At 54.5% G+C, this 13,724-nt stretch carries 14 protein-coding genes and 6 tRNA genes; 16 read left to right on the top strand and 4 right to left on the bottom strand.

Annotation, left to right across the window (positions count from 1 at the left end; genetic code table 11):
• The first annotated feature begins 12 nt into the window (after nt 1–12).
• The 7 genes from ACN0VL_RS06445 to nadA all read left to right on the top strand — a co-directional run bounded on the left by ACN0VL_RS06445 (nt 13) and on the right by nadA (nt 2,311).
• A tRNA-Lys gene (locus ACN0VL_RS06445) sits at nt 13–88 on the top strand.
• Nucleotides 89–110: 22 nt separating this feature from the next.
• Nucleotides 111–186: transfer RNA gene (locus ACN0VL_RS06440), tRNA-Val, on the top strand.
• A gap of 39 nt (nt 187–225) precedes the next feature.
• Nucleotides 226–301: transfer RNA gene (locus ACN0VL_RS06435), tRNA-Lys, on the top strand.
• 22 nt (nt 302–323) lie between these two features.
• Nucleotides 324–399 (top strand) — tRNA-Val (locus ACN0VL_RS06430).
• A 56-nt stretch (nt 400–455) separates the two neighbouring features.
• Nucleotides 456–531, top strand: a tRNA-Lys gene (locus ACN0VL_RS06425).
• A 125-nt stretch (nt 532–656) separates the two neighbouring features.
• The gene (locus ACN0VL_RS06420) at nt 657–1,205 is read left to right on the top strand and encodes a hypothetical protein (RefSeq protein ID WP_417615646.1); all 549 of its coding nucleotides are present in this window, start codon (nt 657–659) and stop codon (nt 1,203–1,205) included.
• Between the two features lie 44 nt (nt 1,206–1,249).
• Complete coding sequence (gene nadA / locus ACN0VL_RS06415; RefSeq protein ID WP_417615644.1) at nt 1,250–2,311, top strand: quinolinate synthase NadA; 1,062 nt, start codon at nt 1,250–1,252, stop codon at nt 2,309–2,311.
• A 218-nt stretch (nt 2,312–2,529) separates the two neighbouring features.
• Here nadA and rdgC read toward each other — a convergent pair whose 3' ends face one another.
• Nucleotides 2,530–3,438, bottom strand: a complete 909-nt coding sequence (rdgC, locus tag ACN0VL_RS06410) for a recombination-associated protein RdgC (protein ID WP_417615642.1) — start codon at nt 3,436–3,438, stop codon at nt 2,530–2,532.
• Nucleotides 3,439–3,610: 172 nt separating this feature from the next.
• On the opposite strand from rdgC, the gene ACN0VL_RS06405 reads away from it, so the two are divergent.
• The 5 genes from ACN0VL_RS06405 (at nt 3,611) to ACN0VL_RS06385 (ending at nt 8,385) form a co-directional block, all read left to right on the top strand.
• Nucleotides 3,611–4,093 carry an N-acetyltransferase gene (locus ACN0VL_RS06405; RefSeq protein ID WP_417615699.1) on the top strand — a complete coding sequence of 161 codons (483 nt, stop codon included), beginning with the start codon at nt 3,611–3,613 and terminating at the stop codon, nt 4,091–4,093.
• A gap of 62 nt (nt 4,094–4,155) precedes the next feature.
• Entirely contained in the window at nt 4,156–4,845 is a 690-nt protein-coding gene (gene phoB, locus ACN0VL_RS06400) for a phosphate regulon transcriptional regulator PhoB (RefSeq protein ID WP_417615640.1), read from the top strand.
• 14 nt (nt 4,846–4,859) lie between these two features.
• A complete protein-coding gene (gene phoR, locus ACN0VL_RS06395; RefSeq protein WP_417615638.1) occupies nt 4,860–6,191 on the top strand; it encodes a phosphate regulon sensor histidine kinase PhoR in 1,332 nt (443 codons plus the stop codon).
• Nucleotides 6,192–6,674: 483 nt separating this feature from the next.
• Nucleotides 6,675–7,646 (top strand): PstS family phosphate ABC transporter substrate-binding protein, encoded by a 972-nt coding sequence (locus tag ACN0VL_RS06390; protein WP_417615636.1) that lies wholly within the window; start codon nt 6,675–6,677, stop codon nt 7,644–7,646.
• 277 nt (nt 7,647–7,923) lie between these two features.
• The gene (locus tag ACN0VL_RS06385) at nt 7,924–8,385 is read left to right on the top strand and encodes a GNAT family N-acetyltransferase (RefSeq protein WP_417615634.1); all 462 of its coding nucleotides are present in this window, start codon (nt 7,924–7,926) and stop codon (nt 8,383–8,385) included.
• Nucleotides 8,386–8,517: 132 nt separating this feature from the next.
• On the opposite strand, the gene ACN0VL_RS06380 is transcribed toward ACN0VL_RS06385, so the two are convergent.
• Nucleotides 8,518–8,594, bottom strand: a tRNA-Pro gene (locus tag ACN0VL_RS06380).
• Nucleotides 8,595–8,738: 144 nt separating this feature from the next.
• On the opposite strand from ACN0VL_RS06380, the gene ACN0VL_RS06375 reads away from it, so the two are divergent.
• Nucleotides 8,739–9,032, top strand: coding sequence for a hypothetical protein (locus tag ACN0VL_RS06375; protein ID WP_417615632.1), 294 nt, complete (start codon nt 8,739–8,741; stop codon nt 9,030–9,032).
• Between the two features lie 25 nt (nt 9,033–9,057).
• Nucleotides 9,058–9,576 (top strand): tRNA adenosine(34) deaminase TadA, encoded by a 519-nt coding sequence (tadA, locus tag ACN0VL_RS06370; protein ID WP_417615631.1) that lies wholly within the window; start codon nt 9,058–9,060, stop codon nt 9,574–9,576.
• Between the two features lie 556 nt (nt 9,577–10,132).
• Here the strand turns inward: tadA and ACN0VL_RS06365 are convergent.
• The gene (locus ACN0VL_RS06365) at nt 10,133–10,639 is read right to left on the bottom strand and encodes a glycine cleavage system protein R (protein ID WP_417615629.1); all 507 of its coding nucleotides are present in this window, start codon (nt 10,637–10,639) and stop codon (nt 10,133–10,135) included.
• A gap of 298 nt (nt 10,640–10,937) precedes the next feature.
• Here ACN0VL_RS06365 and pdxH point away from each other — a divergent pair, with 298 nt between their 5' ends.
• Together pdxH and ACN0VL_RS06355 are read left to right on the top strand one after the other, a co-directional pair.
• Nucleotides 10,938–11,573 carry a pyridoxamine 5'-phosphate oxidase gene (gene pdxH, locus ACN0VL_RS06360; RefSeq protein WP_417615627.1) on the top strand — a complete coding sequence of 212 codons (636 nt, stop codon included), beginning with the start codon at nt 10,938–10,940 and terminating at the stop codon, nt 11,571–11,573.
• An 8-nt stretch (nt 11,574–11,581) separates the two neighbouring features.
• Nucleotides 11,582–12,070, top strand: a complete 489-nt coding sequence (locus ACN0VL_RS06355) for a GNAT family N-acetyltransferase (RefSeq protein ID WP_417615625.1) — start codon at nt 11,582–11,584, stop codon at nt 12,068–12,070.
• Between the two features lie 198 nt (nt 12,071–12,268).
• On the opposite strand, the gene ACN0VL_RS06350 is transcribed toward ACN0VL_RS06355, so the two are convergent.
• Nucleotides 12,269–13,411, bottom strand: a complete 1,143-nt coding sequence (locus ACN0VL_RS06350) for a JmjC domain-containing protein (RefSeq protein ID WP_417615623.1) — start codon at nt 13,409–13,411, stop codon at nt 12,269–12,271.
• Nucleotides 13,412–13,724 lie beyond the last annotated feature (313 nt).

Genomic DNA, 13,724 nt, shown 5'->3' with positions numbered 1-13,724 from the left:
TACCGATTTATCGGGGCGTTAGCTCAGTTGGTAGAGCAGTTGACTTTTAATCAATTGGTCGCAGGTTCGAATCCTGCACGCCCCACCATGTTGAAGTAAAGCAAGTCCCAGGGTGATTAGCTCAGCTGGGAGAGCACCTCCCTTACAAGGAGGGGGTCACTGGTTCGAGCCCAGTATCACCCACCAGATTAAAATAGAAAGTGAAGAAAGTAGTACCGATTTATCGGGGCGTTAGCTCAGTTGGTAGAGCAGTTGACTTTTAATCAATTGGTCGCAGGTTCGAATCCTGCACGCCCCACCATGTTGAAGTAAAGCAAGTCCCAGGGTGATTAGCTCAGCTGGGAGAGCACCTCCCTTACAAGGAGGGGGTCACTGGTTCGAGCCCAGTATCACCCACCATATTTGATGTAGAAAGTTGAAATAGAAAGTGAAGAAAGCAGTAGTACCGATTTATCGGGGCGTTAGCTCAGTTGGTAGAGCAGTTGACTTTTAATCAATTGGTCGCAGGTTCGAATCCTGCACGCCCCACCATCTCGAACATCTTGTCTATTATCCCCGGTTTTATATCTCCTTATCCGCGCTGCGGATTTTTTCGTTTTTGCACCTCCTTACATTCAGAAGCACAGACGCCCGACGGCTTTTGTGAAGAGTAAAGTGTGAAGGGGAAACATAGCGCCCAGCGCCGAGCACCCAGCGAAACAAAGGGCATCAGAACTGGAGCTGTATGTTTTGTAGTGTGCCGCTTTAGCTGGCACTCCCGTCTCAGCGGGATTTTAAAAACCATCCTGCTAACGCAGTACCGGCAGCTAAAGCGCCGGACTACAGGGTGCGGTGGTTTGCTGTTTGCTTTTGTAGGCACTGCTTTAGCTGTGCAATATCGCGCAGCGATATCCTGGTGTGTCATTGTTTCAGTGTTGCTGCGCAAAACCAGCCAGCTAAAGCAGGCTTCTACAGGGTACGGTGGTTTTTGCAGGGTTCCTGTTTTGGTAAAGAGTATTCCACCAAGAACATCAGCACGATCCAAAAGCGGTCGAATACTCTTACCTAAAATAAGACGACCCTACGATTGGTTATGTTTTTCCATCATCCTGATGACCATCAGGATCTCGGTTTTGTGTTTAATTTCCCGCTTTATTACGCCTGTTTCACGCTTCACGGCTAAAGATCTCCAGTTGATTTGGGTTACGGCGCGGGTGGGGCTATAATGTTCGCCCTTGACGCAATCCGGACGGATCACTGGAACCAAGTTATGAATGAAGCTGTTGATATTTACGAGTTTGACTACCCTTTTCCCGCCAAGCCGGCTGTGCTGACGGTTGATCAGCAGCTGGCGTTGAAAGATGAAATTAAAGCGCTGCTGCGCGAGCGTAACGCCGTGCTGGTGGCCCATTACTATACCGATCCCGAAATACAGGCCCTGGCCGAAGAAACCGGCGGCTGTGTTTCCGACTCGCTGGAGATGGCGCGCTTTGGTAAAGAGCATGAAGCCAAAACCCTGATTGTGGCCGGCGTGCGCTTTATGGGGGAAACCTCAAAGATACTGAGCCCGGAAAAAACCGTGCTGATGCCCACGCTTGAAGCCGAGTGTTCGCTGGATCTGGGTTGCCCGGCCGACGAGTTTACCGCCTTTTGTGACAACAACCCCGATCATACCGTGGTGGTGTACGCCAATACCTCGGCGGCGGTGAAAGCCCGTGCCGACTGGGTTGTCACCTCTAGCATAGCGCTGGAAATCGTGGAACACCTGGACAGCGAAGGTCACAAGATCATCTGGGCACCGGATCGCCACCTGGGTGCCTACATAGAAAAAGAAACCGGCACCAAAATGCTGCGCTGGCAGGCGGCCTGTATCGTACACGACGAGTTTCGTGCCAAGGCCCTGAAAGATCTCAAGGCACAAAACCCCGATGCCGCCGTGCTGGTACACCCAGAATCACCGGCATCTGTGATTGAACTGGCCGATGCGGTGGGCTCGACCAGTCAGTTGATCAAGGCGGCCCAAACCCTGCCACAGAAAAAACTGATAGTGGCCACCGATCAGGGCATTTTCTACAAGATGCAGCAGGCCTGCCCCGATAAAGAGATGGTGGCCGCTCCTACCGGTGGCAATGGCGGCACCTGCCGCAGCTGTGCCAATTGCCCCTGGATGGCCATGAACGGCCTGCTGGCGATTCGTGATGCCCTGCGTGATGGTGGCGAGACCCATGAGATCCAGGTAGACGAAGAAACGCGCATTAAAGCCATGATCCCCCTGGAGCGGATGCTGAACTTTGCCGCCGATCTTAAAATGAAAGTGCAAGGCAACGCTTAACTGACAGTGAAAGGTGAATCGTGAATGGTGAGGAGTAAAAGATAAAACACTTCGCCTGAAAATTTGGCGCTTTTCTCCGCACACATTACGCTGTTCGCTTTACGTAAAAAACGGCACCGAGATGACTCTCGGTGCCGTTTTTATTTTTAGCTAGGCGCTAAATCTCAGAAGTCGGTTTAAGCCTCACACCTCACGCTTAACTCCTCACGAATCATCAGTTACCGGTTTTCTTCCCCACCCAGGGCGTCTATCAGGTCGGGCACGAAGCGTGACAGTTCGCCGGTGACCAGGGCAAAGTCGGCGTCAAAACGGGCGGCGGCATCTTCGCTGGTGACATCGTCGTTTTCTTCGCGCAGCTCTTCCGAAAACTTCAGTCGCTTGATGCTCATGTCGTCGCTGAGAATAAAGCTGATGGTCTCGGCCCAGTTGAGGGCCAGCTTGGTGACCAGCTTGTCGGCATCCAGGTGCACCTTGATTTCTTCGCTCAGCAGGTCTTGCTGTTTGGCGCGAATAATACCGCCATGCTCGAGGGCTGAGCGTAGCTCTGCTTCGTCTTCCAGAGCGAACCCGGCCGGAGCGGCACCTTCTTTCAACCAGTCGGTAAGGGTGAGCTCGGGGGGCGTGGTCATGGCCAGTGGCACCACGGGCAGCGAGCCAATGCTCTTGCGCAGCAGTGCCAGCAAGTCTTCGGCACGCTTGGCGGAGCTGGCATCTACCGCAATAAAGCCGGCCTTGGGGTTGATCCAGGCATAGGTTTGCTGAAAGCGGCTAAAGGCTCTTGGCAGCAGGTCGACGATAATCTCTTCTTTAATGGATTCTTTTTCTTTTTTCTTGAGCGCGCGACCTTGCTCTATCTCGATGGCCTCTACCTTTTCGGCCACCATGTCGTTCACCACCGAGCCTGGCAGCATTTTTTCTTCTTTTTTGGCACAGATCAAAATCTGCTCGTCGGCGATGTGCGTCAAGGCCTGGCCTTGCTTGCCCAGGGGGGATATCCAGCCAAACCTGGCCTGCTCCTGGCTGCCACAGGGGGTAAAGGGCAGGGCCTCCAGCTGCTTTTCCAGTTCTTCAAGAGAGACATCAAAAGGGCGGGTAAAACGATAAATCTGCAGGTTCTTAAACCACATAGCATCCTCGATAACGAGCCGGAAAAAACGCATTGTACTGCAAAGCGGCTTTGTGATCAGGCTGTCATTATCAATCAAGAGTTACCGATCTGGCTCACAGAGCGATATGAAAGCCGGAGTGAGATGGCTCAGGCTCTGTACACTTGAATAAACCGCCGTCGGAGAAGATGTGATGATACGCCAAGCGACGGCCTGTGATGCCGATGCCATCCTGAATGTGTGGTTGTTGGCGTCGTTACAGGCCCACGACTTTATACCCGCCGCCTTCTGGTGGCAGCAGCAAGAAGCCATGCGTGCCCGTTATTTGCCGGCGGCACAAATCTGGGTCTGCGAACGCCAGGGCGAGGTGCAGGGCTTTGTGGCACTGGTAGAGGATTATATTGCGGCCTTGTTCGTGCGCCCGGACTGCCAGCAAAGCGGCATTGGCAGAGCCTTGCTCGACACGGCCAAGCAGCAACGCAACAAGCTGACACTCAAGGTATATTGTAAAAATGACATAGCGGTTAACTTTTATTGTGACCAGGGGTTCAGCATCATTGCCGAGGGCACAGACGCGGCAACCAGTCAGCCAGAGCTGTACATGGAATATCGGGCCGGGGACAAGGATCGGACTCAAGGCCCCTTATGGCAACATGATAGTGTCATCAATTCATAAAACTGTCACACTTGCTGCTAATAATGGTCATACACAAGTAAGACCCGTAAGGACAGTAAACAATGACACGGAAAATACTGGTAGTGGAAGACGAAGTGGCTATTCGCGACATGCTGTGTCTGGTGCTGGAGCAGAAAGGATTTATCACAGAGGCGGCAGAGGATTATCAGACAGCACTTTTGATGATCAAAGAGCCTTACCCGGAACTGATATTAATGGATTGGATGTTACCCGGTGGCAGTGGCATTCAACTGATCAAGCATTTGAAGCAAAATGAATTAACGCGTCAGATCCCGGTGATCATGCTGACCGCCCGGGCCGAAGAAGAAGACAAAATAAAAGGGCTGGACGTCGGCGCCGACGATTACATTACCAAGCCGTTTTCTCCCAAAGAACTGACTTCTCGCCTTAATGCCGTATTACGCCGGGTTGCCCCCACAGCGGTGGATGATGTGATTGAAGTGCAAGGCCTGAAGCTGGATCCCGTCAGCCACAGAGTGAGCGCCAATCATCTGCAGCTGGAGCTGGGCCCCACCGAATTCAAACTGTTACACTTTTTCATGACCCACCCCGAGCGCGTTTACAGTCGCGAACAGCTGCTGAACAATGTGTGGGGCACCAATGTGTATGTTGAAGACAGAACCGTGGATGTGCACATTCGGCGGCTGCGCAAGGCGGTGTCGGAGTCGGGGCATGATAAACTGATTCAAACGGTGCGTGGCGCCGGCTATCGTTTTTCAACCCGCCTTTGAGGCCCAGCCCTACTATGCAATTACAAGAATCAAACCCTGGCTTGTGGTGGCGCTTAATTCTTTATTACAGCGGTTTCTTTTTATTCGGCCTGGCCATCGGAGATTCCACGCTGGGGCTGCTGTGCGCCACCGTCTTGCATTTGCTATGGCATTATCGCTTTCAGCATAAACTGAAAATCTGGCTGTGGCAGGATCGCAGCCTGATCCCGCCCCATGGCAAGGGCAGCTGGGAGTCCATATTCAACGGCCTGTATCGACAGCAGCAACGTCAGCGCTCGCGCCGGCGCGAGCTGGCCAGGCTGATACGACGATTCAGACAGGGCGCCGAAGCCCTGCCCGATGCCGCCGTGGTGATCCGCCACGACGGCAATATCGTCTGGTGCAACAAGCTGGCTCAGCAGCTGCTGGGGTTTCACTGGCCCGATGATGCGGGGCAGCACATCGGCAACTTGCTCCGTGCGCCGCTGTTTATCGACTACATGGACAGGGGCGAATATCAGGAACCCCTCGAGCTGGCGGCTCCCCAGCGTGAACAAACACTGCTGGAGTTCAGGGTGATGCCCTATGTGGAAGATCAGTTGCTGCTGGTGGTACGCGACATCACCCGCCTGCGCGGTCTGGAGCAAATGCGCAAGAACTTTGTGGCCAACGTCTCCCACGAGTTGCGCACCCCCCTCACCGTGCTTAAAGGTTATCTTGAACTACTGGAGGAGCCGCCCGAGCCGGCGATGTGGCACAAGGCGCAATGGGTCATGCAGGAGCAAACCCTGCGCATGGAAGCCCTGGTACAGCAACTCATGACACTAACGCGTATCGAGTCAGCGAGTGCGGTAGCAAACGAACAGCAGGTGGATATTCCCGCCATGCTGAGCATGCTGGAGCAGGAAGCCCGGGCCCTGAGCGGCGAAAAAGGCCACCAGCTGTGCTTCAAGGTCGACAGTCGGCTCAAGGCGCTGGGCGATCAGGAGCAGCTGCGCAGTATTATTTCCAACCTGGTGTATAACGCCATTCGGCACACCCCGGCACACACGCGCATTGTGGTAGAGTGGAGCCGGGTGGAACAACAGGCCCGGTTTTCGGTCACCGATTCGGGGGAGGGCATTTCCCCCGAGCACCTCAGCCGCCTCACCGAGCGTTTCTATCGGGTAGACAAGGCACGCAGTCGCCACACCGGAGGCTCGGGCCTGGGGCTGGCCATTGTCAAGCACGCCCTGGCGCACCATGACGCCAGTCTGAGCATCAACAGCAAGGTAGGCGAGGGCAGCTGCTTCAGCTTCACCTTGCCCGCCCACCGCCTGGTCGTTGAAAGCAGCAAAACCAGGCTGGAAGCTGAGAGCGGGAAGTAGTCCGGCGCTTTAGCTGCCGGCTCTGCGTTAGCAGAGTGATTTTTAACATCCCGCTGAGACGGGAGTGCCAGCTAAAGCGGCACGCTACAAAACACCGTTCTGTGTAGTCCGCCCCGTCTCTTTGGTAAAGAGGACTTAGGCGGCCAGCGTAGCTGGTACAACACATAGCGCGAACAAGTATGCGCCTACAAACACCGCACCCTGTAGTCCGGCGCTTTAGCTGCTGGCTCTGCGTTAGCAGAGTGATTTTTAACATCCCGCTGAGACGGGAGTACCAGCTAAAGCGGCACCCTACACAACACACAGCCCTTTGTTTCGCAGCGTGCCTGGCGCCGGGCGCTATGTTTCCTTCCCCCCCTCACTCTTCACCCCTCACTCTTTATGAGCCTTGTCATCCCTCTGTCATGTCTGTTTCATATTATTGTCATTCATAGCAGCAATACTGGCGACGTCTAAAGGATGCGAACTCAGATGGAGAACAAGATGAAACTGAACAACCTGGTTACCGCTCTTGGTTTAACGGCCGTTTTGGCCTCGGGTACTGCACTGGCCGCCGTGGATAGCGCCTTGCCAGACTATGAAAAAGTGAGTGGCGTGTCAGGCAATCTGTCATCGGTTGGCTCAGACACCCTGGCCAATATGGCTACCCTGTGGGGCGAAGCCTTCACCCGTCATTATCCTAACGTTAATATCCAGATCCAGGCCGCCGGCTCGTCGACCGCACCGGCGGCTCTTACCGAAGGCACCGCTCAGTTTGGCCCCATGAGCCGCGCCATGAAAAGCAACGAAGTAGAAGCCTTTGAAAAGCGCTATGGCTATAAACCCACACCGGTACGAGTGGCCATCGATGCCCTGGCGGTGTTCGTTCATAAAGACAACCCGATTGAAGGCTTGAGCATCGATCAGGTAGACGCCATTTTCTCCAGCACCCTGGGTTGTGGCAGCGCCGAGCAAATTACCAAGTGGGGTCAAACAGGCCTGACAGGAGACTGGAGCCAGCGTGACATTCAGTTGTATGGTCGCAACTCTGTGTCTGGCACCTATGGCTACTTTAAAGACAAGGCCTTGTGTAAAGGTGACTTCAAAAACAACGTCAACGAGCAGCCGGGTTCGGCCTCCGTGGTGCAGTCGGTGTCTTCTTCACTGAATGCCATTGGTTACTCGGGCCTGGGTTACAGCACCTCCAGCGTACGTGCGGTACCCTTGGCAGAAGCAGGCTCCAGCGATTACGTGGCGGCGAACGCAGATAATGCCATTAGCGGTGACTACCCGTTAGCCCGCTTCCTGTATGTGTATGTCAACAAACACCCCAACAAGCCACTGGGGCCAATGGAAGCCGAGTTCATCAAGCTGATGCTGTCCAAGCAGGGGCAGGAGATAGTACATAAAGACGGTTACGTCCCCGTTCCTGCCAGCGTGATTGAAGCCGACCTGAACAGGTTGGGACTGAAGTAAGTCGTAGACGCCTCCACCGTCATGTGATGATTCCCCGAGCCTGGTGCTCGGGTTTTTTTCGTTTTGGCGATCCGGTTTTCAGGATTTCTTTTTGCAACGCATACTGAAAGAAGCAAAGTGGCTCGCTTCTACCTCAAGATGCGAATAAGTGCCTAAATCCAAGTAAAATCACCAATGTAGACAATAAATATGACAAAGTGACGGTGAAGTTGCTTTTTTATTGTCGATAAATGTGGCTATATAGAGGGTAGTACTTGGGGCCTTGGCAGGAGTCAGAATGGAAATCAGGAAAATCCGCAGTGGTGAGGCAGGCAGCATTTGGCGTTTGCTCCACGATACTGTGCATCGCATTAACCAGGCGGATTATAGTCACGAAGAATTAGTGGTGTGGGCGCCGGATGAGTTTGATGCACCACACTGGGTAAGCCGCTTTATTCGTACTCACCCCCTGGTTGCCACCGAAGGTCGAGATTTGCTGGGATTTGCCGAGCTGGCAGACGATGGCCGCATCGATTTGTTTTATGTACACCATGCCCATCAAGGGCGGGGTATTGGCCGTGCCTTGATGCAACGGCTGAAAGCCGAAGCGGCGTCTCGCGGTCTGCACCTGCTTTATTGCGAAGCCAGCATTACCGCGCGGCCGTTTTTTGAGCGCATGGGTTTTGTGTTTGTAGAGCAACGCGAGCTGGAGCGTCGAGGTGAGCAGGTGTCGGTTATTCTTATGGAGAACACGCTGTAAGTCGCAGGTGAACTTGCGAGGCTGATAGAGGGTAAAGGTACTTGCGCGAGAGACTACAGGCAGCTTGCTGCTTGTAGTCGTTGCTGTTTTTCAGGCAGTAAAAAGCCCACCTTGTGGTGGGCTTTTTCGATTTGGTCGGCGTGAGAGGATTCGAACCTCCGACCCCTAACACCCCATGCTAGTGCGCTACCAAGCTGCGCTACACGCCGAATCGAGAGCAACTATATAGGCCCGCTTGCAGAGCTGCAAGCCCCTTTTGATTATTTGTGTTTGTTTGCTGTTTTCTTGGTCAAAGGTGTGATTTTTTATCCACTTAGCCTATAAATCAGATCGCATAGCGGCTGTGAAGAGTGATGGCCAGCTTGCTCTGCAAGACCAAGACTGAAAATGTTTTCGCCACGGAATCCACGGAATCCACAGAAAAATCAAGATTAACACTCAACAACGCGGCGGTACGCTTTAATCCGTACGCTATCCGTAAAAAGACGGTGTTTTTGTCCTTAACTTATGGCGTACAGCGTAAGGCTTACCGCTATGTTTTAAGCTTTTCGTCCGTGGTTTCTGTGGATTCCGTGGCAAAAGATAGTGTTATAGCTTGGTCCCTTCGTGATGATGGCTATTTTCGCCAACGGCGTCTTTTGCCATAATGTGCAGCCAACATAGGCGGACGACATGAACGAACAAGATGAATACTGGATGCAGCGGGCCATGGAGCTGGCGGCCAGGGCCGAAGCCGAAGATGAAGTACCGGTAGGGGCTTTGGTCGTGCTCGATGGCAAATGCATTGGTGAGGGCTGGAACAGGTCCATTGGCAGTCACGATGCCACGGCCCATGCGGAGATCATGGCTCTGCGTCAGGCGGGGCAGGCGGTTGGTAATTATCGGCTGCTGGAGTGCACTCTGTATGTCACCCTGGAGCCGTGCATGATGTGCGCCGGTGCCATGGTACACAGCCGCATTCAACGGCTGGTGTATGGCGCGGCCGATGCCAAAACCGGCGCGGTAGACTCTGTGCTACAGCTACTGGCCACCCCCGGGCTTAATCACCTGGTGAGCTGGCAGTCGGGGGTACTGGCCAACGAATGCGCCACCCAGCTAAGCGCCTTTTTCAAGCGCCGCCGAGCCGAAAAGAAAGCCGCCCGCAAGCAAGCCAAACAAGCGGTCAGCTTTAAGCCAGAAGCTGAAAGTTAAACACAAAACCAGATATCTGCCACGGAATCCACTGAACCCACAGACAAAAGATCTGAAAACACTTCATTAGTAAGATCTAAACCAGACTGAACATCCAGCTACGCTGGCCGCCAAATAAATGGGCGGACTACAAACGACGCGTTTTTCTGTAGGCGCATATTTATTCGCGCGTTGTTGGCAATGCAATGGCAGAGCATCCAGCTACGCTGGCCGCCGAATAAATGGGCGGACTACAAACGACGCGTTTTTCTGTAGGCACATATTTATTCGCGCGTTGTTGGCAATGCAATGGCAGAACATCCAGCTACGCTGGCCGCCAAATAAATGGGCGGACTACAAAGGCGCGTTTTTCTGTAGGCACATATTTATTCGCGCGGTTTTAGCAGTGTGATGCCTTTGTAGTCCGGCGCTTTAGCTGCCGGTACTGCGTTAGCAGGATGTTTTTTTAACACTCACTGAGACGTAGAGCGCCACCCGGAAAAACACACAGGTTCAGTGGGCTGGGGAGGCTTGTTCGCTTCCCCCTTACTCTTTCCCCTTCACTCTTAACGTGCGCTCAGGGCTCAATAAGATCGATATCGACCACCAGATCGTCGCTTAGCGCTTCCAGCTTGTCTTGCAAGTCATGCAGCGCCTGGCCATTGGGCAGGGTTAACACGCTAATGGCCTCAAACAGCATGGTGCCCGTGGTAGGAGCGGCATAACTGTCGGTTTTAAGGGTATTGACGCTGATGTTGAGCTGATTCAGCACATCGGTGACTTCATCTATAATGCCGATACGGTCGTTGGCGGTCACCGTTAGCTTGAGTTTCTGGCCCTGCAGAACGGGTTGTTTGGCTTCCAGCAGCTGGATCTGAAAATCGGTCAGTTGCTCCAGTGCCTCGCCAAGCGCCTGACTATGCTCCTGGGGCACTCTAATTTCCACGATACCGGCAAAGTAACCCGCCAGCTCGCTCATGGCGCTGGCCTGCCAGCTGCCGTTATGTTGTTTGATCAGCGTGGCCAGTTTTTTAACCAAACCCGCTTTGTCGGGGCCGATAATAGTGGCGACCAGAGTTTTCATACGTGCTCCTTGTAAAAACATATCCCAGTTCGTTCAAGATAGACTTTAACCCGTCTGGCTGTAAGGGGTTCTGACCGTAAATGTGACGACGGCGGGCGTTTATTTAAATATTTGCCACGGAATTCACGGAAACCACGGACGAAGAGCAAAGAGGAGGGGGAAACGAACAAGTGCATCCTTCACGCTTCACTCTTCACGCTGGGCACCGTATTTGTGATCCCGCTCCGGCTGCGCTTGTCTTGCCAATTGCCGACGCGCCGAGCACAATAAGCTATCGCGAATTACGAGAATCGAGTCTATGGAACTGGCCAACTACCGGCGTGAATATCTCAAGGGCGGCTTGCGTCGCAAGCACTTGCCGGATAATCCCTTATCTTTGTTTGAAACCTGGATGCAGCAAGCCGTGGCGGCCGATTTGGTTGATCCCACGGCCATGGTGGTGGGCACGGTCGACGAACGGGGCCAGCCTTATCAGCGCATCGTGCTGCTCAAGCATGTCGATGAACAGGGCTTCGTTTTTTATACCAATATGGGCAGCCGCAAGGCCAGCCAGTTGTCCCAGAACCCTCACATCAGCCTGCTGTTCCCCTGGCACGGGCTGGATCGGCAGGTGCATGTCACCGGCCAGGTTGAGCGGCTATCGACGCTGGAGGTCATGAAATACTTCAGCAGCCGCCCCAAAGACAGCCAGATTGGCGCCTGGGTGTCACATCAGTCGTCACGCATTTCGGCGCGGGGTGTGCTGGAAGGCAAGTTTCTGGAAATGAAACAAAAGTTTGCCAGTGGCGAAGTGCCTCTGCCGAGCTTCTGGGGAGGCTTCCGGGTGAAGTTTGACTCTGTGGAATTCTGGCAGGGGGGCGCCAATCGCCTGCATGATCGTTTTTTATACCAGCGTGAGCAGGACGGCTGGTCGATCGACCGTTTGGCACCTTAAGGTTATTTATGCTGATATGCAGAACCGAACGCCCCGGCGATGGTGACGAGATAGATGAAGTGGTGTGCGCGGCGTTTGGCCGTGAAGACGAAGCGGATCTGGTGTGGGCCTTGCGCGAGCAGGGCGCCATTAGCCTGAGCCAGGTCGCCGAATACGAAGGCGCCATTATTGGTCACCTGGCCTTGAGCCCGGTGCTCATTAATGGCGAAGACATCGGCTGGCTGGGGCTGGCCCCGGTTAGTGTCTGGCCCGACTGTCAGTGTCAGGGCGTGGCCACCGCCATGATCCGGGCCGTGCTCGACAGCGCCAACGAACTGGATTGGGCCGGGGTGGTGGTGTTGGGTGAGCCGGCGTTTTACACACGCTTTGGCTTCAAACCCGCCAACGCGCAGGGCCTGGAGTGCACCTACCCCAACGCCGGGGATGCCTTTATGGCGCTGGCACTCAAACAACCCGTACCCACCGGCCTGGTCACCTACCACCCGGCCTTCGGGTAACCAAAGGCTTCCCTGTAGAAGCCTGCTTTAGCTGGCTGGTTTTGCGCAGCAAAACTGAAACGACCAAATTACAGGGTGTCGCTGCGCGACATTGCGCAGCTAAAGCAGCGCCTTGTAAAACAAGCCACCGGCCATGCAGGTTCGGTAGCTTGTTCGCTTCATCCTTTACTCTTCACGCTTCACTATTTTTTCCGCTTTTTATTCTTCTTCCTCAAAATACCAGTACCCCTGGTTGACCAGTGGCAGCAGTACTTCCAGTAGCGCCTGGGGGTGTTTCAGGCAGGCGACTTCCGGGCCGCAGATGCGTGCCTGATCGCAGACCAGGGCAATGGCATCGGCGTCGGGCTCGGCCAGTTGATAGCGTTCACCGTCCACATAAAACACCTGTTCACTGCCTTCCATATAAAAGCTGCGTACGCCGGCCAGACGATACAGGTGATCGCCATGGTCCATGCGCAGCACCAGCTCTTCCAGGCTGTATAAAGGCTCTACTGGCTCCAGATCCAGGTCGTGCTTGGCTTCCGAGACCATTTGTCCAAACCAGTCCGCCATGCGCACCGGGTCGTCCAGTAATTCTGTCATCAGGCTTTTGACCTGTGACATCACCTCATGGTCGATGCGGCCATGAGCCGTGCTGGCAGGCATGTTGGCGTCGTCGAAACGACGGCTGTCCGACTCGTGAGCCAGCATGTGGTCGGCAAAGCCGGAGATCAAGTCCCGGGCATCGGGGGCGCGAAAGCCAACGGAATAGTTCAGTGACGGCGTTTCGGCGTAGCCTTCGTGGGGACAGCCCGGCGGAATGTAGAGCACGTCTCCCGGGGTGAGCACTTCATCTATCTCGGCCACAAAGTCTTCGCAGTGGCGCAAGGCACCGTGGGCGGCAAACTGCTGCAAGTCCTGAGCCAGCCCTACCCGCCAGCGGCGAGTGCCCTGGCCCTGAATGATAAACACCCCGTACTGATCGATATGCGGACCCACGCCACCACCGGGAGCCGAAAAGCTCACCATGACATCGTCGAAGCGCCAGCCCGGAATAAAGCGGAATGCCTCGGCAATATCCTGCACCCCGGGGTGCCACTGGTTAACGGCCTGCACCAGTAGCGTCCAGTCGGTTTCACCCAGGTGGTCATAGCTCTCGAAGGGGCCGGTTTCTGCGTGCCAGCGATCATCGGCTCGCCATACGCGGCGCGCTTCCGTGTGGGGTTCCAAGGCCAGCCCTGCCAGCTCGTCCGGACTAAGGGGATCTTCAAACTGAGGAAAGCCCCCCTTGATCAGCACCGGCTTCTTTTGCCAGTAATGAGCCAGAAAGTCGTCGATATTGAGTGTAAAAGCGCTATGCATGGGCACCTGTCATGATGGAAATAATGGGTGATAAGAGCGACTATTATGCCTAGCCACCGCAGATAATGATAGATTCCAGAGAGTGAAGGGTGAGGGGGGAGGGGTGAAGCGAGGAAGCCCGAACCCGCAGAGCCGGTGTGTTCTGTAGGCGCATACTTGTTCGCGCGGTTTAGTGCTCTATGTTTACCCTGTTGCACAGGGGTCGCCTAATAAATGGGCGGGCTACAAAGGGCGAGAGTGCAATATCGCGCAGCGATATCCTGATGTGTCATTGTTTCAGTTTTGCTGCGCAAAACCAGCCAGCTAAAGCAGG

This window comes from Oceanisphaera sp., from assembly GCF_048268965.1.
Taxonomy (GTDB): Bacteria; Pseudomonadota; Gammaproteobacteria; order Enterobacterales; family Aeromonadaceae; genus Oceanimonas.
The sequence above is the reverse complement of the archived record's forward strand: the minus strand, read 5'-3'. Positions and strand labels throughout refer to the sequence as shown.

Coding starts and splice junctions, on each gene's coding strand:
- nadA (WP_417615644.1), top strand. CDS start 1,250: ATGAATGAAGCTGTTGATATTTACGAGTTTGACTACCCTTTTCCCGCC.
- rdgC (WP_417615642.1), bottom strand. CDS start 3,438: ATGTGGTTTAAGAACCTGCAGATTTATCGTTTTACCCGCCCTTTTGAT.
- ACN0VL_RS06405 (WP_417615699.1), top strand. CDS start 3,611: ATGATACGCCAAGCGACGGCCTGTGATGCCGATGCCATCCTGAATGTG.
- phoB (WP_417615640.1), top strand. CDS start 4,156: ATGACACGGAAAATACTGGTAGTGGAAGACGAAGTGGCTATTCGCGAC.
- phoR (WP_417615638.1), top strand. CDS start 4,860: ATGCAATTACAAGAATCAAACCCTGGCTTGTGGTGGCGCTTAATTCTT.
- ACN0VL_RS06390 (WP_417615636.1), top strand. CDS start 6,675: ATGAAACTGAACAACCTGGTTACCGCTCTTGGTTTAACGGCCGTTTTG.
- ACN0VL_RS06385 (WP_417615634.1), top strand. CDS start 7,924: ATGGAAATCAGGAAAATCCGCAGTGGTGAGGCAGGCAGCATTTGGCGT.
- ACN0VL_RS06375 (WP_417615632.1), top strand. CDS start 8,739: ATGGCCAGCTTGCTCTGCAAGACCAAGACTGAAAATGTTTTCGCCACG.
- tadA (WP_417615631.1), top strand. CDS start 9,058: ATGAACGAACAAGATGAATACTGGATGCAGCGGGCCATGGAGCTGGCG.
- ACN0VL_RS06365 (WP_417615629.1), bottom strand. CDS start 10,639: ATGAAAACTCTGGTCGCCACTATTATCGGCCCCGACAAAGCGGGTTTG.
- pdxH (WP_417615627.1), top strand. CDS start 10,938: ATGGAACTGGCCAACTACCGGCGTGAATATCTCAAGGGCGGCTTGCGT.
- ACN0VL_RS06355 (WP_417615625.1), top strand. CDS start 11,582: ATGCTGATATGCAGAACCGAACGCCCCGGCGATGGTGACGAGATAGAT.
- ACN0VL_RS06350 (WP_417615623.1), bottom strand. CDS start 13,411: ATGCATAGCGCTTTTACACTCAATATCGACGACTTTCTGGCTCATTAC.